We start from the raw sequence: 21,608 nt of genomic DNA, 5'->3' as shown, positions 1-21,608 counted from the left end.
GGTCAACGAACTCGAGGTCGACCTCGAGTTCAGAAAGAGGTCCGGTGCCGCTCCTGCTCGACGATCTCGTCGATGTCGCCGAGCCGCTCCATCGAACTGACTGCTCGGCGCGTGCGCATGTTCTTCGCCAGCCGCTCGCGGTGCTTGTGCGTGAACGCCCAGTACCCCGCCGTGAACGGACACGCGTCCTCCCCGACCCGCTTCTTGGGGTCGAACGCGCAGCCCTTGCAGTGGTCGGTCATGCGGTCGATGTACGCGCCGCCGGACGTGTAGGGCTTGGTCGCGATCACTCCCCCGTCGGCGTGCTGACTCATGCCGAAGACGTTGACGGGCATGACCCACTCGTACCCGTCGACGAAGTGCTCGGTGAACCACCGGGTGAGCGCCCGCGGGTCGTACCCCCGTTGCAGCGCATGGTTTCCCAGGATCATCAGGCGCGGGATGTGGTGCACCCACCCGCGATCGTGCACGCCGGCGAGGGCGTCGGACAGGCACGCTGCGGTGACCTCCTCCGCGTCGAGGGTCTGGAACCATCCGGGCAGCGGGGTGTCGGCGTCGAGCGCGTTCGTGCGCATGTAGTCCTCGCCCAGATGCCAGTAGAGGTGCCACACGTACTCGCGCCACCCGAGGATCTGGCGTACGAACCCCTCGACGCTCGCCAGCGGTGCCGTCCCGTCCCGGTAGGCCTGCTCGGCGGCGCGCGCCGCGTCCAACGGGTGCAGCACACCGAGGTTGAACGGCACCGACAGCAGCGAGTGCGACATGGTCCAGTCCGCCGCCATCACGGCGTCCTCGTAGGGACCGAACGTGGCGAGACGGGTGGCCACGAAGGTCTTCAGCGCCGACGCCGCCTCAGCTGCGGTGACGGCGAAGAGACGCGGTCCGTCCTCGCCGGACCAGTCGACGTCCATGGCGTCGAGATCCGCGCGCACACCGGCGTCGATGTCGTCCTCCTCCGGCCACCACGGTTCGGGAACACCGAGTGTCGTCCGCTTCTTGGGCGGCTTCTCCCTGTTCTCCGCGTCGAGGTTCCAGGTGCCGCTCACCGGGTTCTCGCCGTCCATCAGGATGTCGAACCGGCGGCGCTGCTCTCGGTAGAAGTTCTCCATCAGGAACGACTTCTTGCCGCCCGCCCACTCGGCGAAGTCCGCACGGGACAGGGCGAACGTCGGAGTCGGCACGATCTCCTCGACCAGACCCTCGTCGGCCAGCCGACGGACGAAGGCCTCCGCACGCCGCGACGTCGGTTCGTGCACGACGACCGGGCGCCCGACGCGGGCGAGGCCCTCGCGGTAGGTGTCGGCTCGGATGTACGTGGCACGGTCGCCGAGTTCGTCCGCGAGGTGCCGCATGCCGCTGAGCAACAGATGCGCCTTCTGCCGATGACCCCGTCGACGGCCCAACGCGCGCGCCGACTCGATGATGACGACGTCGCGGTCCACCATCTCCTCGGACGAGTGGACGTGGGGGCCGAGTTGATCGGCGAACACCCAGAGCGGAGCCGGAGAGGACATGCTCTGCTGTTCCCCGTCCTCCGCGGAGCCAACCGGCCGGGAACCGCTACGCGTGACCGTCCGACACCGTCGCCCGATGCCCATCCTGCTCGTTCTGTGCGTGTCGGGGAGGCAATCGCCGAGCGAGTTGCTCACTCTCGTCCGCATCACTTGCGCAATGCGGTCAGGCGAGCATGCTGTGAGGTGAGCCACACCCGGTTCGTCCACACTGTGCGCCCTCCTCTCACGACGAGGTCCGCGCACCGGCGGAGAGGAATCCATGACCCGATCGGACACATCACCGCGGGGCGATCGCATCGCGCATCCCGTGCAGCTCGTCCAGCCCGACGGCCGGCGAGTGCACGACCCCGAGCACTGGCGACTCGTCGCCGACGTCGATGCCGCTCACATGCTCGACATGTACCGCGACATGGTGGTCGCTCGCCGCATCGACACCGAGGCGACCGCGCTGCAGCGCCAAGGTGAGCTGGGACTGTGGGCACCGCTGCTGGGTCAGGAAGCAGCCCAGGTGGGCTCGGCTCACGCCGTCACCGCGGACGACTACATCTTCACGAGTTACCGCGAGCACGCGGTGGCGTACTGCCGAGGCGTGCCGGTGGAGAAGCTCACCGCACTGTGGCGCGGCACCGCACACTCCGGCTGGGATCCGGACGAGTACAACATCACCAACCCGGCGATCATCGTCGGAGCGCAGGGTCTGCATGCCACCGGATACGCCATGGCGGCGCGACTCGACGGTGCCGAGATCGCCACGGTCGCTTACTTCGGTGACGGCGCCACGAGCGAGGGCGACATCTCGGAGGCGTTGTCGTTCTCGGTCTCCTTCGGGGCCGGCGTCGTCTTCTTCTGCCAGAACAACCACTGGGCCATCAGCGAGCCCGTCGCGCTGCAGAGTCCGCTGCCGCTCGCCTCCCGCGCCGCCGGCTTCGGCATGCCCGCCCTGCGGGTCGACGGCAACGATGCCGTCGCCGTCCTCGCCGTCACCCGTGCCGCCGCGCACCGCGCCCGCACCGGCGGAGGCCCCACGTTCATCGAAGCCATGACCTACCGCATGGGCCCGCACACCACGTCCGACGATCCGACGCGGTACCGCGCCGACGCCGAGCGCGACGTGTGGGCGGCGCGCGATCCGTTGGACCGCCTCGACAGACTGCTCACCCGCGAGGGCGCCCTGACTCCGTCCGTGCGCGAGGACATCGCCGCGACCGCCGACGACGTCGCCGCCCGGCTCCGCTCCGCCACGATCTCCGCCGCCGATCCGGAGTCGTCCACCCTGCTCGACCACGTCTACGCCGAACCCCACGCTGTGGTGGACCGCCAGAAGGAGACACTGCGATGACCACCGGAACCCTCTCCCGCGCCGGCGCGACCACCGCGTCGTCCGATCTCCACGTCAAGGGCACCCTCGGTGGTGCGATCAATGCAGGTCTCCGTGCCTCCCTCGAAGCCGACGACAAGGTCGTGCTGATGGGCCTCGACATCGGCAAGCTCGGCGGTGTGTTCCGCGTGACCGACAGACTGCAGAAGGACTTCGGCGATCAGCGCGTGCTCGACATGCCCCTCGCCGAGTCCGGCATGGTGGGCACCGCGTTCGGCATGGCGCTGCGCGGCTACCGCCCCGTCGTCGAGATCCAGTTCGACGGGTTCGTCTATCCGGCCTTCGACCAGATCGTGTCCCAGGTGGCCAAGATCCGGTACCGCACCGCCGGTCGCATCGGCGCCCCGATGGTCATCCGCATCCCGTTCGGTGGTGGCATCGGAGCCGTCGAACACCATTCGGAATCTCCCGAGGCGTACTTCGCCCATACGGCCGGCTTGCGGGTGGTCAGCCCGAGCACGCCTCACGACGCCTACTGGATGATCCAGCAGGCCGTGCACTCGGAGGACCCCGTCGTCTTCCTCGAGCCCAAGCGTCGGTACTGGGACAAGGGCGAATGGGCCACCGATGCGCCCGATCTGCCGCTGGACGCCGCTCGCGTGTGCCGCACCGGTACCGACGCGACAGTGGTGGCCTACGGGTCGATGGCGCAGACCGCACTGAAGGCCGCCGACGTCGCCGCGCAGGAGGGCCACAGCCTCGAGGTGATCGACCTCCGGTCGTTGTCGCCGCTGGACACCGACACGGTCTGTCGGTCCGTGCGTCGGACCGGGCGCCTCGTCGTCGTGCACGAGGACACGGGCTACCTCGGCATCGCGGCGGAGGTGGCGGCCCAGGTGTCGCAGGAGTGCTTCTACTCGCTGGAGGCACCCGTCCAGCGGGTCACGGGCTTCCACGTTCCGTACCCGCCGGCACGCCTCGAGCGGCACCACCTCCCGGACGTCGATCGGATTCTCACGGGAGTCGACACGGTTCTCGCAGGCTGACGCGCCGCACGGGAATCACTGCGCCGGGTCACAGGATTCTGCCAGCCTCGTGCGCCATCATGGGGACCCGTGAGTACCACGACGACGCAACAGATCGCGCTTCGCGCCCGACGCACCACCCCTCGGTGGTGGGCACTGACAGGCGTGTCTGCGGCGGCACTGGTCGTGCTCTACGCCGTCCTGCCGCTGCTGGGCGTGCGCTACCCACCGGCGTCGGTCGCGCTCGAGGCCCTGTACGCCCCGGCCGACACGGTGCTCGACGTCATCGACGTGACGACCGTGCTGGTGGTGGTCGCCGCGCTGACGGTGGTCGCGGTGGTGCGCAAGTTGCCGTACGGCATCGGCGCGATCCTCATGCTGTGCCTCGGGTCGACCCTGACCGCCGCAGCCGGGTCGGCATGGCTGTCCGATCACATCGCGACGTCGGCACTTCCCGACGGCCGCGTGGTCGCAGCATCCTCGGTGATCGCGTCGGGTGCGCTCGTCGTGCCCGGTCGGCTGCGTCCCGTCGTCCTGGGGCTGGGCTCGGCCCTAGTCGCCGGCGTGGCCCTCGCCGCCGTGGTCACCGCGGGTGCGACAGGCATCGGCATCGTCGGGGCGCTGCTGGTGACCGGGATGTGGTGGGGCGCCGCCGGTGTCGTCATGGCGCACTCCCCCGTCGCCGCTGCCCGCGAGGCGAAGAACCCTCTCGACACCGCGGCCCTGATGCTCCGCCGCCGGTGAGCGGGCGGGGCATCAGGGCCGGGTACACCTAGAGGGCTTTGAGTTCCTCGATGACGGCGTTGACGGATTTCTTCGCGTCGCCGAAGAGCATCGACGTGCGGTCCGCCGTGAACAGCGGATTGTCGATACCTGCGTACCCGGAGCTCATCGACCGCTTGAGCACGATCACCGACCGCGACTCGTCCACGTTCAGGATCGGCATCCCGTGGATCGGCGAACTCGGATCGTTGCGCGCCGCCGGGTTGGTGACGTCGTTCGCGCCGATGACGAGGGTGACATCGGTGCGGGAGAACTCCCCGTTGATGTCGTCCATCTCCTTCATCGCCTCGTACTCCACGTCCGCCTCGGCGAGCAATACGTTCATATGACCCGGCATGCGCCCGGCCACCGGATGGATCGCGTACTTCACCTCCACGCCCTTGGACTCGAGGATCGACGCCATGTCCTTGACCGCGTGCTGGGCCTGGGCGACCGCGAGACCGTAGCCGGGCACCACGATGACCTGCGAGGCGTACGCCATCTGGATCGCCGCGTCGGCCGCCGAGGTGGACTTCACCGTGCCGCCGGCATCGTCCGGGCCACCGATCGCGGACGCGCCGCCGCCACCGAAGGACCCGAACACAATCGCCGGAATCGACCGGTTCATTGCCGTCGCCATCAGATTCGTGAGGATGGTGCCGGACGCGCCGACGATCATGCCCGCCACGATCATCGCGGTGTTGTTCAGCGCCAACCCCGCCGCCGCAGCCGACAGACCCGTCAACGCGTTCAGCAGCGAGATCACCACCGGCATGTCCGCGCCGCCGATCGGGAACACCACGAACAGGCCCATCAGCGCCGCCGCGACGAGCACCAGCACGATCCACCACTGCGAGGTGCCCTCCCCCGGGGTGGCGCGCAGACCGATGTAGACCGACACCGCCACCGCGAGGAGCAGCAACACGATGTTGGTGAGCTGGAAGATGCGGGCGTTCTTCACGAACGCCTTCTCGACCTTCTTGTTCAGCAGCTCCTGCAGCTTCAGGAACGCCACCAGCGAACCCCAGAACGACACCGAGCCGATGACCGCCGCGAACAGTGACCCGATGACGATGTGCACCGTCGGCTCTTCACCGTGCTGGAACGCGGAGAACCCGTCGGTCTCGATGAACTCCGACCAGGCGATCAACGCGACCGTGCCGCCGCCCACGCCGTTGAACAGCGCCACCAGCTGCGGCATCGCCGTCATCTTCGTGCGCTTGGCCGGCGGGACACCCAGCAGGACACCGATGGCCAGACCGGCGGCGATGAGGATCCAGTTGATCGCCGCCGTGTCACGGACCTCGATCAGAGTCGCCACCACGGCGATACCCATACCGACAGCGGCGATCCAGTTGCCGCGCACCGCCGTCTTCGGACCGGTCAGACCCATCAGACCGTAGATGAACATCGCGAACGCGACGATGTAGAGAATGTTGACAAGATTGTTCATCAGGAATCAGCACCCTTCTCGCCGGTTGCGGTCGACACAGCAGCGGGCGCCTTCTTGCCCTTGAACATGCCGAGCATGCGGTCGGTCACCAGGAACCCACCGACGACGTTGAGCGTGCCGAAGATCAACGCGACGAACGCGATGATCCGCACACCCCACGGCGCGTCCTCCGGCAACCTGCCCAACACGATGAGGGCGCCGAGCACGACGATGCCGTGGATGGCGTTGGTACCCGACATCAGCGGCGTGTGCAGCGTGTTCGGCACCTTGGAGATGACAGCGAAACCGACGAACCCGGCCAGGACCAGGATCGCGATGTTCGCGAGCAACGGTGTGTACATCAGGCGTCCGCCTTCACGGTGGTGTCGGCCGTGCGCGTCACGCACGACTTCGCGAGGACCTCGTCGGTGAAATCGGGGGCGAGGGCACCGGCATCGTCGAGCATCAGTTCGATCAGTGCCGAGATGTTCTTCGAGTACAGCTCACTCGCGTGCTCGGGCATCGTCGCCGGCAGATTCAGCGGCGAGGCGATGATGACGTCGTTCTTCACCACCGTGCGACCCGGCTCGGTGAGCTCGCAGTTGCCACCGGTCTCCCCCGCGAGGTCCACCACGACACTGCCCGGTCGCATCCCCGCGGCAGCCGCCGCGGTGACCAACTTCGGCGCCGGACGACCCGGCACCAGAGCGGTGGTGATGACGACGTCGAACGTCGAGATCGCCTTCTCCAGCGCCGCCTGCTGCTGGGCACGCTCGTCCTCGGTGAGCTCACGGGCGTAGCCGCCCTCACCGGCGGCGTCGATCCCCAGATCCAGCCACTGCGCGCCGACCGACCGCACCTGATCGGCGACCTCGGGACGCACGTCGTACCCGGTGGCGCGGCCACCGAGACGCTTCGCCGTCGCCAACGCCTGCAGCCCCGCCACACCCACACCGAGTACCAGCACCGTCGCCGGCTTCACGGTGCCCGCCGCGGTGGTGAGCATCGGGAAGAACCGCGTCGACTCCGACGCCGCGAGCAGCACCGCCTTGTAGCCGGCGACGTTGGCCTGCGAGGACAACGCGTCCATGACCTGCGCGCGAGAAATCCGCGGGATTGCTTCCACCGCGAAGGCCTGCACGCCCGCGGCGGTCAACTCCGGAATGATCGTGTCCGCGTTGCGCGGCGCGAGGAAGCCGATGAGCGTCGATCCGCGGCGCAGCTTGCGCACCTCGGCCGACGACGGCGGCGCCACCTTGACCACCACGTCGGCGCTGTACGGATCGCCGATGCTCGCACCGGCGTCGACGTACAGCTGATCGGGGATCAGAGCGCCCAGACCGGCACCCGCCTCCACCACCACGCGCACACCCTTGCCCGTCAGCGCGGCGACCACCTTGGGGACCAGCGCCACCCGGCGCTCCCCCTCGTTCGTCTCACGCACGACGCCGACCAGCGTCCCTGCTTCTCGAGAATCTTCCACCAGCTGTACTTCCTGTGAATGGCGGCACGTCCGCGTCCCGCGGAGCTGCACTGCCGCCGACTGTCGTCGGTTCCGAGAACGACCTCGTCGACGGTGGCTCATGTTCGCCCGCGTGAGAGGTCCTGGAGTCGGCCGGGTGGGCCCACCGCAAGGTAACGCACGACACAGACATAACGAGCGTCGAGGTCGAATGTGAGGCGGAGGTCATAACGGACCGAGTGTGTCGGTGCGACTTGGCACACTCGCTTCATGACCACCGACAGTGCCGACCCCGCATCCGACGTTCCGCAGCCCGTGCTGGAGGCCGTCCGGTCCGCGTCCCGCGTCGCCGTGCTCACCGGGGCCGGGATGTCCGCGCAGTCGGGCGTGCCGACGTTCCGCGACGCGCAGACCGGGCTGTGGGAGCGGTACTCCCCGGAGGAGCTGGCCAGCCCCGACGCGTTCGTCCGCGATCCGGATCTGGTGTGGGCCTGGTACCGCCGACGAGCGCAGCTCGTGGCCGCCTCGAGCCCGAACGCCGGTCATGTGGCCCTCGCGCAGTGGCAGAGGTCCGCACCGCAGCAGACCGTCGAGATCGCTACGCAGAACGTCGACGACCTGCACGAGCGCGCCGGGTCCACCGTGCTGGCCCACGTCCACGGCACGCTGGCCGCCGTGCGGTGCTCGATCTGCGAGGAGCCTTTCGAGGGACCGGTCGACGACGTCGAGGACGGCGCGGAACGCATCGCGCCGCCTGCGTGCGGTCTCTGCGGGAGTCCGGTCCGCCCCGGTGTCGTGTGGTTCGGCGAGCCGCTCCCGGAAGTGGAGTGGGCAGCGGTCGCGGCGTCCGTCGAGGCCGCCGACGCCGTCCTGGTCGTGGGAACGTCCGGCGTGGTCTACCCCTTCGCGGGGCTTCCCGCTCAGGCTCGCAGCGCGGGCGCCGTCGTCATCGAGATCAACCCGGACGAGACCGCGGTCTCCGACATGGCCCACCACGTCTGGCGGGCGACCGCGGCCGACTCCCTGCCTGCACTCGTCGCCGCCGTCACGGAGCAGCAGCGATGACCGAGTGCGTGTTCTGCGACATCGTCGCCCGCCGCGCCCCCGCGACGATCGTCCACGAGACCGACTCGGTGCTCGCGTTCCTCGACATCCGGCCCGTCACCCGCGGGCACACCCTGGTGGTTCCCAAGGTGCACTCCTCGGGGCTCGAGACACTCGACCCGGTCGTGGGTGGGCAGGTCTTCGCCGCCGGCCAGGCCCTGGCCGGCGCGATGCGCCGCAGCACCCTGGCGGCGGACGGGGTCAACCTCGCCATGAACGACGGACGCGCCGCCTTCCAGACCGTGTTCCACTCGCACCTGCATGTCGTACCTCGCCACCACGGCGATCGCATCCGCTTCGTCGCCGGCATGATCACGCGGCGTCAGAGCGAGCCCGAGGCGACCGCCCGGGCAATTCGGGCCGCACTCGCCTCCTGAGGTCCGATGCAGCCGCTCAGGCGGCGGCGAAGAACCAGGAGACCACGAGAGCACCGGGGTCGATGACGCCGCGCGCCGCGTCGCCGATGTAGCTGGCGCGGCCACGCTGGGCGACGGTGTCCGTCGTGGACTCGGCACCGCGCGTCGCAGCCTCGGCGGCCGCGGCGAGGGCCGCCGAGAGCTCGACCGATCCGGCGTCCCCCAGAGCTCGTGACGCCGGGTCCAGCGCGTCCACCATGGTCTTGTCCCCCGGCTGCGCACCGCCGAGATCGGTGATGGCGGCCAGTCCGTCGGCCACTCCCGCGGCGATGCTCGCGGTGCTCGCCCCGGGACCGTCGAGGGCGACCGAGACCCGGTGGAAGAACGCACCGAAGAGAGCGCCGGACGTTCCGCCCGCATTGCCGAGGAATCCACGAGCCAGGATCTCGAACACCGCTGCGGGCGAGGCACTCTCGTCCACCGCGAAGTCGGCCAGACCGATCTCCATGTTGACTCCGAAGTCGCCGTCACCGGCTCGGCGATCGAGGTCGGTGAGCTCGTCGATCGACGACCGGACACGCTCGACGAACGACGAGACCCAGGTGGTGACGAACGGGTCGGCCGCGCCGCCGGGAAGCTCCGACGCCGCTGCCGCGTCCGTGTCGTCCACGGCGTCGTCGTGCAGGTCCTGCGCCGGCGAGCGGGGCCACGCGGGCGCCTCGGTCGGGGCGTCCCACAAACCGAGGATCTCGTCGTCGCAGCGGACGGCGGTCAACGACACCCCCGCCATGTCGAACGCCGTCACGAGGCTCCCGACGAGCGTGCGTCGGACGGTGATGCCGCGCCCCTCGAGATACCGCAGCGCGGCACCGAAGACGATGTCGAGTTCGAGCGGATGGGTCGCGCCGAGTCCGTTGACGATGAGCACGACGTCCTCGCCGCCGGACAGTCCCAGCGAATCGGCCACGGGTCCGAGCAGCGCCTCGGCGATCTCGGTGGCGGTGAGCGTCGCGACGCGCGCGGTGCCGCGCTCGCCGTGGATACCGACACCGAGTTCGACCTCGTCGTCGCCGAGCTCGAAGGACGGGGACGACGCGCCCGGAACCGTGCACGGACGGAAGGCCACCGCCATGCTGCGAGCGCCCTCGGCGACCCGCCGCCCCAGCGCGGCGACGGAGGCGAGGTCGTCGCCGCGAGCAGCGGCGGCGCCGCAGATCTTCTCGACGGCCACCGTCGCGGCGGTTCCGCGTCGGCCGGGCCCGTCCTCGCTCTCGGACGCGACGTCGTCGGCCACGAGCACCGTCTCGACCGTGATGCCGTCGGCAGCACACAGATCGGCCGCGATGCGGAAGTTGATGACGTCGCCGGTGTAGTTCTTGACCACGTGGATCACGCCGGCGCCGGCCTCGACGGCCCGCGTCGCCGCCTCGATCTGCAGCGCGTTCGGGCTCGTGAACACAGACCCCGGCACCGCCGCGTCCAACATCCCGGCGCCGACGAAGCCGGAGTGGAGCGGTTCGTGGCCGGAACCACCGCCCGACATCACGGCCACGCGCCCGTCCGTCGTGCGCTCGCGGCGCGTGAAGTATCCGGGCCGTTCGACGAAGCGGAGGTCGGCGCTGCGCCGGGCGGCGGCGCGGCAGGCGTCGACGATGACGCGGGACGGATCATCGATCATCTTGTGCAGCGACATGCACCCGACACTAACCACGTCTGCACACCCGACGCGTGCGTACTGACCTACGCTCCCGCCATGCGCCTGTTCCTCGCGTCCTACCGATTCGGGCTCGCCCGTGACCGGTTCCTCGAACTCACCGGACCACCCGGCCGCATCGCCGTCATCGCCAACGCGGCGGACTCCTGGCCCGACGCCGCGCGCGCGTCCGCGGTCACCAGTGAGTTCACCCTCCTGCGCTCGGCGGGTTTCCTCCCTGTCGAGGTCGACCTGCGCGAGTTGATGCCGAGCACGGCGCACGACGTCCTGGCCGCCTTCCCCGCCGTGTGGGTCCGCGGTGGGAACACCTTCGTGCTCCGGCGCAGGATGGCCTCGTCCGGTGCAGACGAGGCGATCGCTCGACTACTTGCGGAGGATTCCCTCGTGTACGGCGGGTACAGCGCCGGAGCCTGCGTCCTGGGTCCGACGCTGCGGGGCGTGGAGTACGCCGACCCGCCTGGCGAGGTGGAGCCGACCACGGGCGAGGACGTGCTGTGGACCGGCCTGGGGATCATCGACGACGTGCTCGTGCCGCACTGGGCGTCGGACACTCTGGATCCCGACGGAGCGTCGGCCGCGATGGCCACGGCGTGCGACGCGGCGGGAACGCCGTACCGCACGCTCACCGACGACCAGGTCTACGTCGTCGACGGCGGCGATGCCGCGGTGATCTGACTGTCAGCCGCTGTGCGCGATGGGCATCTGGAACGGCGCGAGCCGGTCCATCGCCGACCACGCGAGCCGGCAACGCCGCACGGTCATCTCGTCGGCGTCACGGAGCAACGCATCGAGCAGCAGGCCCGGACGTTCGGACCACTGGGCGGCGAGAGCGTCCATCTCGGCATCGGTGAACAGTCCCGAGCGTCGTAGCGCCGACGTCCACTCGGTCACCTCGCCACGATGGAGCGACTCGAGGGTGTCGTAGTCGACGCCGCCGGAGACGAAGTCGTAGGAGAACAGCGCCGCCGCGCACTCGAACGGGGTGTTCTTCGTCGGTCTGCGCGACGCTGTCGTCGATGGTGCAGATGCCGACCGTGTGATGTCGTGTGACGGTGCCATGAGTGCCTCCTTCTCGCCCCCTCGGTCTCGGCCCACGTGCCGATCTCCGTCATCCGGACGCTAATCCTCCGACGTGCTCTTGTCGGCACCCATCGGGGCACGATCTGGTAACAGAGTTGCTCGTGTGACTGATGTGAACATCGGCCGGACGTCGACCCGGCCACCGTTCGACGCGGTCTCCCACTGTCCCGCACAGTGTCTCGTCATTCCGGCGAGGTCACGGGCAGGGCTGGGGGTAGCGTCGAGACGTAGGACCCGCCGGTCGAGGAAGGTGAGCATCATCGACGATCTCGTGACGTCCCTGACAGACGCGGTCGGAGCCGCCATCGTGGTGACCGATCCGGACATCACCGCCGGCTATCGCCAGGACTGGGCCCGTGATCCGAACGCCGGCACTCCGCTCGCCGTCGTGCGCGCCACCAGCACGGCCGACGTCCGCGCCGTCATGCTCTGGGCCACCGAGCATTCCGTCCCGGTGGTGCCGCGCGGCGCGGGATCCGGTCTGTCCGGTGGTGCGACCGCCGTCGACGGCGGCATCGTGCTGACGACCGAGGCGATGCGCGCCGTCACCGTCGACCCGGTGACGCGGACGGCCGTGGTCCAACCCGGTCTGCTCAACGTCGAGGTCAAGGCCGCTGCGGCCGAACACGGCCTGTGGTACCCACCGGATCCGTCGTCGTTCGAGATGTGTTCGATCGGCGGCAACGCCGCCACCAACGCCGGCGGCCTGTGCTGCGTCAAGTACGGGGTGACCACGGACTACATCCTCGGTCTCGAGGTGGTCCTCGCCGACGGCACCGTCGTGAACCTGGGCGGCCCGCGTCTGAAGGACTCGGCCGGCCTGTCGCTGACCAAACTCTTCGTCGGCAGCGAAGGCGTCCTCGGCATCATCACCGAGGTGACGCTGCGACTGATCCCGGCTCAACCACCCGCGAGCACGGTCGTGGCCACCTTCACCCGCCTGTCCGACGCGACCGACGCCATTCTGGCGATCACCCGCTCGCTGCGGCCCGCCATGCTCGAGTTCATGGACTCCACGTCGATCAACGCCGTGGAGGACGCCATGAAGATGGGCCTCGACCGCACGGCGGCCGCGATGCTCATCGCCCGCTCCGACTCACCCGGCGCGCACCGTACCGAGGAGACCGAGACCATGGCCGCGGCGTGCACGGCCGCCGGCGCCGACGAGGTGTTCGTGACCGACGATCCCGACGAGGGCGAAGCGTTCGCCGCGGCCCGGCGCTTCGCCATCCCCGCCGTCGAACGCACCGGATCCCTCCTGCTCGAGGACGTCGGAGTTCCGCTGCCCGCACTCGCGGACCTGGTGCAGGGAATCGCGAAGATCGCCGATGCCCGCGGCGTCGTCGTCGCCGTCATCGCCCATGCGGGCGACGGGAACACGCACCCGCTGATCGTGTTCGACCCCGAGGACGCGGACATGGAGGAGCGTGCGCACCAGGCATTCGGCGAGATCATGACGCTCGCGATCTCGTTGGGCGGCACCATCACCGGGGAACACGGTGTCGGCCGGCTCAAGAAGGCGTGGTTGCCGGATCAGGTGGGCGAGGACGTCATGGAGCTGACCCGGCGCATCAAGCACGCCCTCGATCCCGCGGGCATCCTGAATCCCGGTGCCGTGCTCTAGTTCCGGGTGTACCCGTCGGCGACCTCGAGCACCTCGTCGAGGATCTCGAGTCCGCGACGGATGTCCTCCTCCGTCGTGACGAGCGGCGGCGCGATCTGCAGCCGATTGCCCGCCACGAACGGCCACAGCCCGCGCTCCTTGGCCGCCTTCGTGACGGCCGCCATGGGAGCTGCGGCGGCGCCGGTGGCGTTGAACGGTGTCAGCGGCTCGCGGGTGCCCTTGTCCGTCACCAGTTCGACGGCCCAGAAGAACCCCATGCCCCGCACGTCACCCACGCTCGGATGCGCCTCACCCAGCTTGGTGAGCCCCGGCCCGAGGACGCCTTCCCCCACGGCGCGGACGTGGCCCAGGATGTCGTCGCGCTCGAACACCCGGATCGACGCGATACCGGCGGCGCAGCCGAGCACGTGTCCCGAGTAGGTCAGACCTCCCGGATACGGCGTGTGGTCGTACCGCTGCGCGATCTCTTCGGAGATCACCACTCCGCCGAGCGGGACGTAGCCGGAGTTCACACCCTTCGCGAACGTGATCAGATCGGGCTCGACGCCCCACGCCTGGCACGCGAACCAGTGCCCGGTCCGGCCGAAGCCCACCATCACCTCGTCGGCGATGTACACGATGCCGTAGCGAGTGCAGAGTTCGCGGACACCGGCCAGATATCCCGGCGGCGGGACCAGCACGCCGTTGGTGCCGACCACCGACTCGAGAATGAGCCCCGCGATGTTCTGCGGTCCCTCCAGCGTGATGACCATCTCGAGGTGGGCCAGCGCCGCGGCCGTCTCCTCCTCGGGGCCGGTCGAATTCCACGGTGACCGATAGGGATACGGCCCGAAGAACCGGACGACGTCGACGTTGGTCGGCTCGGTTCCCCACCGGCGCGGCTCTCCCGTCAGACCGATGGCCACACCGGTGCCGCCGTGGTACGACCGGTACGCGGCCAGCATCTTGGTCCGCCCGGTGTGCTGGCGAGCGAACCGCACGGCGTGCTCGACGGCCTCGGCCCCGCCCGTGGTGAAGAAGACCCGGTTCAGGTCACCGGGAGCGCGCTCGGCGATCAGTCGAGCGAGTTCGCTGCGCTTGTCGTTCGCGACCGTCGGGGAGATGGTGGTGAGCACACCGGCCTGCTCGACGATCGCCGCCACGATGTCGGGGTGCTGGTGTCCGATGTTGACGTTGACCAGCTGCGAGGAGAAGTCGAGGTACTTCCTGCCCTGGTCGTCCCAGAAGTAGGACCCGGACGCCCCGGTGATGGTGACCGGGTTCAGCTCCGCCTGGGCGGACCAGGAATAGAAGACATGGTCGGTCATGTACCACCTCCGTTATCGGGCGATTCCGGATTCCGTCGCCACCTCTGACGTCATCATGGCAGGAAGAACCGACTCGCCGTAGGCATCCAGCGTCGCGGTCTTCGCATCGTGTTGGAGGTAGACCGCGAACTGGTCCACACCGAGCGACTCGAGCTGCCGGAGTCGCTGCACGTGCTGCTCGGGCGAGCCCAGGATGCAGAACCGGTCGACGATCTCGTCGGGCACGAAGTCGGCGTGCGTGTTGCCGGCTCTGCCGTGTTGGTTGTAGTCGTACCCCTGGCGGCCGGCGATGTAGTCCGTGAGAGCGGCCGGGACACCGGAGGTCGCTCCGTAGCGGGACACGATGTCCGCGACGTGGTTTCCCACCATGCCGCCGAACCACCGGCACTGATCACGGGCATGCGCGGCGGCGGCCGCGGAACCGTCGGTGACATAGGCGGGGGCGGCGACGCAGATGGTCACGGCATCGGGGTCGCGCCCCGCCTTCTCGGCGGCGTCGCGGACGGTGGCCACGGTCCACTCGACGATGTCGGGATCAGCGAGTTGCAGGATGAACCCGTCGGCGACCTGCCCGGTGAGTTCCAGTGCCCGCGGGCCGTATCCGGCGATCCACACCTCGAGCTCGGACCGCGACGCCCACGGCAGCCGCACGGTGGTCTCGCCGATGCGGGCGGACCGCCCGTTGCCGAGTTCGCGGATGATCTCCACCGACTCGGCGAGCCGCGCGATCGTGGTGGGCTTCCCACCCAGAGTGCGCACCGCGGAGTCGCCGCGGCCGATCCCGCACACGGTGCGGTTGCCGTACATCTCGTTGAGTGTGGCGAACGTCGATGCCGTCACCGTGACGTCCCGCGTCGACGGGTTGGTCACCATCGGTCCGACGACCACCGTGCGGGTGCTCGCGAGGATCTGACTGTGGATGACGTAGGGCTCCTGCCACAGCAGGTGTGAATCGAAGGTCCACACATGGGAGAAGCCGTGCGTCTCGGCGATGCGAGCGAGTTCGACCACCCGCGAACTGGGTGGGGTGCACTGCAGCCCACTCCGAAGTCCATCCCTCACACCAGATTCTGGGACAGGTCGCGGCGCACGAAACGGCCGTGCCCGGCGCGGCCCAGGTACTCGCCGCGGTCGACGACGACGGCCCCGCGGGAGATCACCGTGTCGACATGGCCGTCCACGGTCATGCCCTCGTAGGCGGAATAGTCCATTCTCATGTGGTGTGTCTCGACTCCGATGGTGGTGCGGCCGTTCGGGTCGTAGACCACCAGATCCGCGTCGGCACCGGGCGACACGATGCCCTTGCGCGGGTACATCCCGAACATGCGTGCCGGCGTCGTGCAGCACACCTCGACCCACTTCTCGAGCGTGATCTTCCCCGACACCACACCCTGGTACATCAGGTCCATCCGATGTTCGACCGACCCGATTCCGTTGGGGATCTTGGAGAAGTCGCCGATACCCATCTCCTTCTGATCCTTCATGCAGAAGGGACAGTGATCGGTGCCGACCGTCGAGACGTCCCCTGTGCGGAGGTACCGCCACAACTCGTCCTGGTGCCCCTCGGCACGGGACCGGAGCGGGGTCGAGCACACCCACTTCGCGCCCTCGAAGCCCGGCGCACCGAGTTGCTCCTCGAGCGAGAGGTACAGATACTGCGGACACGTCTCGGCGAAGACGTTCTGCCCCTTGCCCCGTGCCGTCGCGATCTGCTCGAGCGCCTGTTTCGCCGACACGTGGACCACGTACAGCGGCGCTCCCGTCACGTCGGCCAACATGATCGCGCGATGCGTCGCTTCCTCCTCGAGCTGCCACGGTCGGGACGTGCCGTGGAAGTACGGCGCCGTGTCACCGCGTGCGATCGACTGCTCGACCAGGACGTCGATGGCGATGCCGTTCTCCGCGTGCATCATCAGCAGCGCGCCGGTCTCCGCGGCAGTCTGCATCGCCCGCAGGATCTTCCCGTCGTCCGAGTAGAAGACGCCGGGATAGGCCATGAACAGCTTGAAGCTGGTGACTCCTTCGGAGACCAACTCGCTCATGGCCTTCAACGAGTCGCTGTCGACGTCTCCGATGATCTGGTGGAATCCGTAGTCGACGGCGCACGAACCGGCAGCCTTGTCGTGCCACGTGGCGAGGGTGTCCTGCACGCGCATCCCGGGGTTCTGGATGGCGAAGTCGACGATCGTGGTGGTTCCGCCCCACGCGGCAGCGCGCGTCCCCGTCTCGAACGAGTCGGAGGCGAAGGTGCCGCCGAACGGCATCTCCATGTGGGTGTGGCCGTCGACCCCTCCGGGGATCACGTACTTCCCGGTCGCGTCGACGACGACGTCGCTCGACGACGCGAGGTCGGCGCCCAGAAGCGTCGAACCCGGTTGCAGCACTGCGACGATCGTCTCACCGTCGATCAGGACGTCCAGGGGCTGCGACCCCGTCGGCGAGACGACGATGCCCCCGTGGACGAACGTGGTCGTCACGGTGTCACCAGGGGACCGTAGGCGTCGGGTCTGCGATCGCGGTAGAAAGCCCACCGATCGCGGACGGTCGCGATGAGCGACAGGTCCAGATCGCGGACGATCACTTCGGCCGCGCTGTCCGAGGCGACCTCGCCGACGAACTTCCCCTCGGGATCGACGAAGTAGCTCGTACCGTAGAAGTCGTTGTCGCCCAACTCCTCGTCTCCCACTCGGTTGATCGCGCCGATGTAGTACTCGTTGGCCACGGCCGACGCCGGTTGCTCGAGCTTCCACAGGTAGTTCGACAGGCCTCGCGAGGTGGCGGACGGATTGAACACGATCTCCGCACCGGCCAGTCCGAGTGCGCGCCAGCCCTCCGGGAAATGGCGGTCGTAACAGATGTAGACCCCCACCTTGCCGACGGCGGTGTCGAACACGGGCCAGCCCAGGTTGCCGGGGCGGAAGTAGAACTTCTCCCAGAAGCCGTTCAGGTGCGGAATGTGGTGCTTGCGGTACTTGCCCAGGTATGTGCCGTCCGCGTCCACCACGGCAGCGGTGTTGTACAGAATGCCTGGCTGTTCCTTCTCGTAGACCGGCAGCACCATCACCATGCCGAGTTCCTTCGCGAGAGACTGGAAACGCTCGACGGTGGGTCCGGGAACCGATTCGGCGTAGTCGTAGAAGGACGCGTCCTGCACCTGGCAGAAATAGGGGCCGTAGAACAGTTCCTGAAAACAGATCACCTGCGCGCCCTGCTCGGCTGCCTGGCGGGCGTACTCCTCGTGGGCCTGGATCATCGATTCCTTGTCGCCGGTCCAGGTGGTCTGAACCAGTGCTGCTCGAACGACAGTCATGACATGACACCTCCGCGTCGGCCCCGTACCGGTGATCCTGCACCCGATCGGCCGGGTCGTCCACCGGTGGAATTCAGCCGTTCGCCACCTCGGGAGGCAGGGAGTCGAGCATGTCCACCGACGAGCCGTTCCAGCGATAACGGACCAGCGCCGGTCCGCCGGAGACCTCCGCGGTCGCTTCTCCGTCCCTGAGCCATCGGTACGACACCGTCACCGTGTCGTCCAGCTGCGCATACGGATCGATGTCGGTGAACGCGTACGGACGGGCGGTCGCCGTTCCGAGATACGCGCCGTCGTGGAAGAACAGCACCGTCGTGGGGCTCGAACCGGTGGCACCGTCGGGAACGGCCATCGCCCAGGCCAGCGTGGCGCACGGATCGCCCTGGCTGTACAGGCTCCAGGCACTGTCGGAGAAGGTGGGCAGAGAGTCGATCGCGGAGGCGACCACCGAGTCGTCCAGGCACGGATCGGCAGGAGTCTGCCTGTTGCCGTCCACCACCTCCTGCGGCAGGTCGTCCAGCATCACCACGGACGATCCGTTCCAGGTGTAGCGGACGAACCCGGGTCCGCCGGACTGCTGCGAGGTGGACTCACCCTCCCGGAGCCACCCGTACGACACCGTGACCGTGTCGTCGGTCTGCGAGGCGACGTCGGTGAACGAGTACGGCAACGCGGTGGCGGTACCGAGATAGGTGTCGTCGTGGAAGAACAAGACGGTCCACGGACTCGACCCCGTGCCCCCGTCGAGCGCCGCGAGCGCCCACGAGAGGGTCGCGCAGGGATCGCCCTGGCGGACGAGCCGCCACCCGCTACCGAAGAACTGGGGCAGCGATTCGATGCCCGCCGCCACGACGGAGTCCTCCACACACGCGGTCGACGGTTCCGGCGCGGCCGACGAGGCGGGTTCCGTACCCGGTGCCGGACCCACCGCTGTCGAGGTCGTGGTGGTGGTCGGAGGAGGTGGCGCCGCGGAGCCCTGGCCGGAGTCGGAGCACCCGCTCGCGAACAGCACGGTGACGGCCAGGGTCGCGAGAAGTGTTCGTCTCATGATCGGTCCATCCGAGCGAACAGACCGATCGTTACGTCGTCGACGAATTCGTCATCGATCCGTGATCCGAAGGAATAGGAAACATCATTGTTGTAGAAAGGGTGACCATATCTAGGTCAGCCTGACCTTGCTGGTGGAGACGCTTTTCGCGTATTACCGTCATCGTCATGACTTCCCTCGAAATGCCCCGCGTCAGTGAGTGCAGTGTCAGCGCCTGTTCGTACAACCACGACGGATGCCACGCCTTCGCCATCAATGTCGGAGGCTCGAACGGAACGGCCGATTGCGGCACGTTCATTCCCTTGAGCACCAAGGGCGGTCTCGACACCGTCTCCACCCAGGTCGGTGCGTGCCAGCGCGTCGACTGCTCGTTCAACGACAACCTCGAGTGCAGCGCGGCAGCGGTCCGCATCGGCGCCGGCGAGTCGTCGGACACCGCGAACTGCCTCACCTACAGCAAGGCCTGACGAACCTCAGCTGAAGCCGAGCACCTTCTCGCCCCAGATCTCGCGCAGCTCACGGTCCGGATCCTCGACCAGAGCATCACGCCCGTCGATGACGAGAGTGCGACGACGCTCGTCGTAGGGCGCCCAGTGCTTCGACCCGTCCAGCGCAGCAGGAACTCCGTGCCACGCGAACGCCACCCAGCGTCGCTGAATTCGCCGGGAGACCTGCTGCGCTGCCTTGCGCCCACCCAGCCAGAAGGTCGGGTCCCGGTCGAAGGTCCCGAAATTGCCGAAGACGTACGGCAACTCGGTGGCGTGACCGGCGCCGATACGTGCCGCGCGCAGCACGGGTGTCGCGTGATCGAAGCGGTAGACGAACGTCGGCGCTCGTCGGCAATGGGCCTCCGCGATCCACAGGCTCGGCATCCGGAACCCTGCGTCGCGCGAGAGGGCCAGCGCGCCAGCACTCTTCGGCAGGTCCGGGTACGCGGAGAGGATGTCGGCGATACGGGCCGGTGAGAGATCGGGATGATCGACGGCGATCGCCTCGAACATCGTGCTCACCGTGTCCGAGGTGACGGGCATCAACGGCGACTTCATCAGGCGGAACACCGATGCCTCGTCGTGATTCGACCCGATGATGAGCGGGACGTCGTGCGAGAAGCCCTTCTGGAACGCGGCCACCGGATACCGGGGCACCACGTCACCGTCGACGACGGGTGCGAATCCCAATGTGCCGGGCACCTTCTCGGGAACCTCGTAGACCAGCTTCTCGGCTGCGTCGACCAACCTCTCCACCGGCATCGTCCGCAGCTCCTCGGCACGCTCCGCGGGCAGATCGACGAGTTCGAGGAACCGCTGCGCGACGGTGCGCGCGCGTTCCGGGCCGTACACCGAGGTGGCCGGGGAACTCTGGGCGATCGCCTTGTGGAACAGACCTTCCGCGTGCGGTGACGTCATGAGAGTGGTCACCGACGCGCCACCGGACGACTCACCGAAGACGGTGACGTTGGTCGGGTCGCCGCCGAACGCGGCGATGCAGTCGCGCACCCACGTGAGCGCCGCGATCTGGTCGCGGAGCCCGAGATTGGTCTCGAAGACGCTGCCATCGGTGTCGAACGACGACAGGTCCAACCACCCCAGCGCGCCCACCCGGTAGTTGACGGTCACGACCACCACCTCACCGAGGCGGGACAGGTTGCGCCCGTTGTAGATCCGTTGCGCAGATGATCCCAGGACGTAGGCGCCGCCGTGGATCCACACCATCACCGGACGGGAGATGCCGTCCGGTGTCGGGGCCCAGACGTTGAGAGTCAGGCAGTCCTCGTCCATCGGGATGGACGAGTCCATGGGAATCGGGCCGTCACGGCCCTGCGGTGCCATCGCACCGAAGGTCCTGCCGTCGCGGACCCCGTCCCACGGCTCCGGTGGGCGTGGTGCGCGGAATCGGTGCTCCGCCACGGGTGGCGCCGCGAACGGGATGCCCTTCCAACTGACCACGTCGCCGTGCCCGTAGCCGCGGATCTCACCGTCGCGCGACGAGACGACATGGCTGCTCTCGGTTGCCCCCACGAGGACCGACGTTACAGGGAGTGCGGGGATCGGACCCCGATGGTCGTCACGCTGTCACCAGTCGACCGAGCGCGAACAGGGCCGCTGGAGAGTAGCCGAGGACGAGCGGTGCCAGACCGTCCACGACCAACCACGTCGACGAGCCCGACCCGGCGCTGTCGACACCGTGTTCCAGGGTGAGCCCGGCACTCGGAGCGCCGATCCACGCGCGCCACGACCACACCCGTGCGGCCTCGTCCACGGAGTGGACCTCGAAGGACACCCGCACGCCGAGGGGTCCGCGCACCGTGCCGGTCGTGCCGGCGGCGAGACGGTCGGTGGACGCGTCGACCCCCATGATCTGCGGTGCCCACGTCGACCAGAGCGACAGGTCCATGTACCGCTCCCACGCGACGTCGGCGGAGGCGTCGCCGGTGCGTCGCAGAGTCTTCTTCATGACCGGCGGGATTCACCGTTCCGGCGCTGCTCAAACTGTCGTCAGGTCGCCGCTCCACAGCGGTCGCGCCGGGCGTAGGGTCCGAACCAAGCGATACT

General features: G+C 68.5%; 20 protein-coding genes and 1 pseudogene. 8 read left to right on the top strand and 13 right to left on the bottom strand.

Features of this window, described 5'->3' with window-relative positions; translation table 11 throughout:
- Positions 1-29: 29 nt before the first annotated feature.
- Positions 30-1,514, bottom strand: coding sequence for a cryptochrome/photolyase family protein (locus tag HQ308_RS06175; RefSeq protein WP_222639171.1), 1,485 nt, complete (start codon positions 1,512-1,514; stop codon positions 30-32).
- Between the two features lie 259 nt (positions 1,515-1,773).
- On the opposite strand from HQ308_RS06175, the gene pdhA reads away from it, so the two are divergent.
- From pdhA to HQ308_RS06160, 3 genes are all read left to right on the top strand, one after another.
- Positions 1,774-2,853: a pyruvate dehydrogenase (acetyl-transferring) E1 component subunit alpha gene (gene pdhA / locus HQ308_RS06170; RefSeq protein ID WP_222645919.1), complete on the top strand. Its 1,080-nt coding sequence runs from the start codon at positions 1,774-1,776 to the stop codon at positions 2,851-2,853.
- Entirely contained in the window at positions 2,850-3,878 is a 1,029-nt protein-coding gene (locus HQ308_RS06165) for an alpha-ketoacid dehydrogenase subunit beta (RefSeq protein ID WP_222645917.1), read from the top strand. Before pdhA ends, HQ308_RS06165 begins: the two co-directional genes overlap by 4 nt.
- A 69-nt stretch (positions 3,879-3,947) precedes the next feature.
- The gene (locus tag HQ308_RS06160) at positions 3,948-4,601 is read left to right on the top strand and encodes a hypothetical protein (protein WP_056448448.1); all 654 of its coding nucleotides are present in this window, start codon (positions 3,948-3,950) and stop codon (positions 4,599-4,601) included.
- 28 nt (positions 4,602-4,629) lie between these two features.
- On the opposite strand, the gene HQ308_RS06155 is transcribed toward HQ308_RS06160, so the two are convergent.
- From HQ308_RS06155 to HQ308_RS06145, 3 genes are read right to left on the bottom strand one after another with little or no spacing between them, the layout of a single operon-like run.
- Positions 4,630-6,072, bottom strand: a complete 1,443-nt coding sequence (locus HQ308_RS06155; RefSeq protein WP_222645915.1) for an NAD(P)(+) transhydrogenase (Re/Si-specific) subunit beta — start codon at positions 6,070-6,072, stop codon at positions 4,630-4,632.
- Entirely contained in the window at positions 6,072-6,413 is a 342-nt protein-coding gene (locus tag HQ308_RS06150) for an NAD(P) transhydrogenase subunit alpha (RefSeq protein ID WP_056448442.1), read from the bottom strand. Before HQ308_RS06150 ends, HQ308_RS06155 begins: the two co-directional genes overlap by 1 nt.
- A complete protein-coding gene (locus HQ308_RS06145; RefSeq protein ID WP_261775823.1) occupies positions 6,413-7,537 on the bottom strand; it encodes an NAD(P) transhydrogenase subunit alpha in 1,125 nt (374 codons plus the stop codon). Before HQ308_RS06145 ends, HQ308_RS06150 begins: the two co-directional genes overlap by 1 nt.
- A gap of 246 nt (positions 7,538-7,783) precedes the next feature.
- Between HQ308_RS06145 and HQ308_RS06140 the strand changes: the two genes are divergently transcribed.
- Both HQ308_RS06140 and HQ308_RS06135 read left to right on the top strand, forming a co-directional pair.
- On the top strand, positions 7,784-8,578 hold the full coding sequence (locus tag HQ308_RS06140; RefSeq protein ID WP_222645913.1) for an NAD-dependent deacylase: 795 nt from the start codon (positions 7,784-7,786) through the stop codon (positions 8,576-8,578).
- Positions 8,575-8,994, top strand: a complete 420-nt coding sequence (locus tag HQ308_RS06135) for an HIT family protein (RefSeq protein ID WP_027504969.1) — start codon at positions 8,575-8,577, stop codon at positions 8,992-8,994. The genes HQ308_RS06140 and HQ308_RS06135 overlap by 4 nt, the downstream gene beginning before the upstream one ends.
- 16 nt (positions 8,995-9,010) lie before the next feature.
- Here HQ308_RS06135 and dhaL read toward each other — a convergent pair whose 3' ends face one another.
- Positions 9,011-10,666, bottom strand: coding sequence for a dihydroxyacetone kinase subunit DhaL (dhaL, locus tag HQ308_RS06130; protein ID WP_222645911.1), 1,656 nt, complete (start codon positions 10,664-10,666; stop codon positions 9,011-9,013).
- Positions 10,667-10,726: 60 nt separating this feature from the next.
- Between dhaL and HQ308_RS06125 the strand changes: the two genes are divergently transcribed.
- The gene (locus HQ308_RS06125; RefSeq protein WP_222645909.1) at positions 10,727-11,362 is read left to right on the top strand and encodes a Type 1 glutamine amidotransferase-like domain-containing protein; all 636 of its coding nucleotides are present in this window, start codon (positions 10,727-10,729) and stop codon (positions 11,360-11,362) included.
- Positions 11,363-11,365: 3 nt separating this feature from the next.
- On the opposite strand, the gene HQ308_RS06120 is transcribed toward HQ308_RS06125, so the two are convergent.
- Positions 11,366-11,746, bottom strand: coding sequence for a hypothetical protein (locus HQ308_RS06120; protein ID WP_231476246.1), 381 nt, complete (start codon positions 11,744-11,746; stop codon positions 11,366-11,368).
- A 271-nt stretch (positions 11,747-12,017) separates the two neighbouring features.
- Between HQ308_RS06120 and HQ308_RS06115 the strand changes: the two genes are divergently transcribed.
- Complete coding sequence (locus HQ308_RS06115; protein ID WP_204868670.1) at positions 12,018-13,391, top strand: FAD-binding oxidoreductase; 1,374 nt, start codon at positions 12,018-12,020, stop codon at positions 13,389-13,391.
- On the opposite strand, the gene HQ308_RS06110 is transcribed toward HQ308_RS06115, so the two are convergent.
- The 5 genes and pseudogenes from HQ308_RS06110 to HQ308_RS06090 all read right to left on the bottom strand — a co-directional run bounded on the left by HQ308_RS06110 (position 13,388) and on the right by HQ308_RS06090 (position 19,056).
- Complete coding sequence (locus tag HQ308_RS06110; protein WP_222645907.1) at positions 13,388-14,698, bottom strand: aspartate aminotransferase family protein; 1,311 nt, start codon at positions 14,696-14,698, stop codon at positions 13,388-13,390. The two genes, HQ308_RS06115 and HQ308_RS06110, sit on opposite strands and share 4 nt — an antisense overlap.
- Positions 14,699-14,710: 12 nt before the next feature.
- A pseudogene (locus HQ308_RS06105) lies at positions 14,711-15,753 on the bottom strand (TIGR03842 family LLM class F420-dependent oxidoreductase).
- Positions 15,754-15,756: 3 nt separating this feature from the next.
- Positions 15,757-17,175 carry a dihydropyrimidinase gene (hydA, locus tag HQ308_RS06100; RefSeq protein WP_222645905.1) on the bottom strand — a complete coding sequence of 473 codons (1,419 nt, stop codon included), beginning with the start codon at positions 17,173-17,175 and terminating at the stop codon, positions 15,757-15,759.
- A complete protein-coding gene (locus HQ308_RS06095; protein WP_222645904.1) occupies positions 17,172-18,008 on the bottom strand; it encodes a nitrilase-related carbon-nitrogen hydrolase in 837 nt (278 codons plus the stop codon). Before HQ308_RS06095 ends, hydA begins: the two co-directional genes overlap by 4 nt.
- A 73-nt stretch (positions 18,009-18,081) precedes the next feature.
- Complete coding sequence (locus HQ308_RS06090) at positions 18,082-19,056, bottom strand: LppP/LprE family lipoprotein (protein WP_222645902.1); 975 nt, start codon at positions 19,054-19,056, stop codon at positions 18,082-18,084.
- Positions 19,057-19,223: 167 nt separating this feature from the next.
- On the opposite strand from HQ308_RS06090, the gene HQ308_RS06085 reads away from it, so the two are divergent.
- Positions 19,224-19,523, top strand: a complete 300-nt coding sequence (locus HQ308_RS06085; protein ID WP_027504961.1) for a DUF1540 domain-containing protein — start codon at positions 19,224-19,226, stop codon at positions 19,521-19,523.
- Between the two features lie 6 nt (positions 19,524-19,529).
- On the opposite strand, the gene HQ308_RS06080 is transcribed toward HQ308_RS06085, so the two are convergent.
- Both HQ308_RS06080 and HQ308_RS06075 read right to left on the bottom strand, forming a co-directional pair.
- A complete protein-coding gene (locus HQ308_RS06080) occupies positions 19,530-21,074 on the bottom strand; it encodes a carboxylesterase/lipase family protein (protein WP_056448415.1) in 1,545 nt (514 codons plus the stop codon).
- A gap of 46 nt (positions 21,075-21,120) precedes the next feature.
- A complete protein-coding gene (locus tag HQ308_RS06075; RefSeq protein WP_222632754.1) occupies positions 21,121-21,510 on the bottom strand; it encodes an SRPBCC family protein in 390 nt (129 codons plus the stop codon).
- Positions 21,511-21,608: the final 98 nt, after the last annotated feature.

It is taken from the genome of Rhodococcus sp. BP-241 (assembly GCF_019836145.1).
Classification (GTDB): domain Bacteria; phylum Actinomycetota; class Actinomycetes; order Mycobacteriales; family Mycobacteriaceae; genus Rhodococcoides.
This window is presented reverse-complemented; position numbering and strand designations above follow the sequence as displayed.

Excerpts from the sequence above, each read along its gene's own strand:
- HQ308_RS06085 (WP_027504961.1), top strand. The coding sequence starts at position 19,224 with ATGACTTCCCTCGAAATGCCCCGCGTCAGTGAGTGCAGTGTCAGCGCC.
- HQ308_RS06095 (WP_222645904.1), bottom strand. The coding sequence starts at position 18,008 with ATGACTGTCGTTCGAGCAGCACTGGTTCAGACCACCTGGACCGGCGAC.
- HQ308_RS06120 (WP_231476246.1), bottom strand. The coding sequence starts at position 11,746 with ATGGCACCGTCACACGACATCACACGGTCGGCATCTGCACCATCGACG.
- HQ308_RS06135 (WP_027504969.1), top strand. The coding sequence starts at position 8,575 with ATGACCGAGTGCGTGTTCTGCGACATCGTCGCCCGCCGCGCCCCCGCG.
- HQ308_RS06150 (WP_056448442.1), bottom strand. The coding sequence starts at position 6,413 with ATGTACACACCGTTGCTCGCGAACATCGCGATCCTGGTCCTGGCCGGG.
- HQ308_RS06075 (WP_222632754.1), bottom strand. The coding sequence starts at position 21,510 with ATGAAGAAGACTCTGCGACGCACCGGCGACGCCTCCGCCGACGTCGCG.
- HQ308_RS06140 (WP_222645913.1), top strand. The coding sequence starts at position 7,784 with ATGACCACCGACAGTGCCGACCCCGCATCCGACGTTCCGCAGCCCGTG.
- pdhA (WP_222645919.1), top strand. The coding sequence starts at position 1,774 with ATGACCCGATCGGACACATCACCGCGGGGCGATCGCATCGCGCATCCC.
- HQ308_RS06090 (WP_222645902.1), bottom strand. The coding sequence starts at position 19,056 with ATGAGACGAACACTTCTCGCGACCCTGGCCGTCACCGTGCTGTTCGCG.
- HQ308_RS06110 (WP_222645907.1), bottom strand. The coding sequence starts at position 14,698 with ATGACCGACCATGTCTTCTATTCCTGGTCCGCCCAGGCGGAGCTGAAC.
- HQ308_RS06125 (WP_222645909.1), top strand. The coding sequence starts at position 10,727 with ATGCGCCTGTTCCTCGCGTCCTACCGATTCGGGCTCGCCCGTGACCGG.
- HQ308_RS06175 (WP_222639171.1), bottom strand. The coding sequence starts at position 1,514 with ATGTCCTCTCCGGCTCCGCTCTGGGTGTTCGCCGATCAACTCGGCCCC.
- HQ308_RS06165 (WP_222645917.1), top strand. The coding sequence starts at position 2,850 with ATGACCACCGGAACCCTCTCCCGCGCCGGCGCGACCACCGCGTCGTCC.
- dhaL (WP_222645911.1), bottom strand. The coding sequence starts at position 10,666 with ATGTCGCTGCACAAGATGATCGATGATCCGTCCCGCGTCATCGTCGAC.
- HQ308_RS06155 (WP_222645915.1), bottom strand. The coding sequence starts at position 6,072 with ATGAACAATCTTGTCAACATTCTCTACATCGTCGCGTTCGCGATGTTC.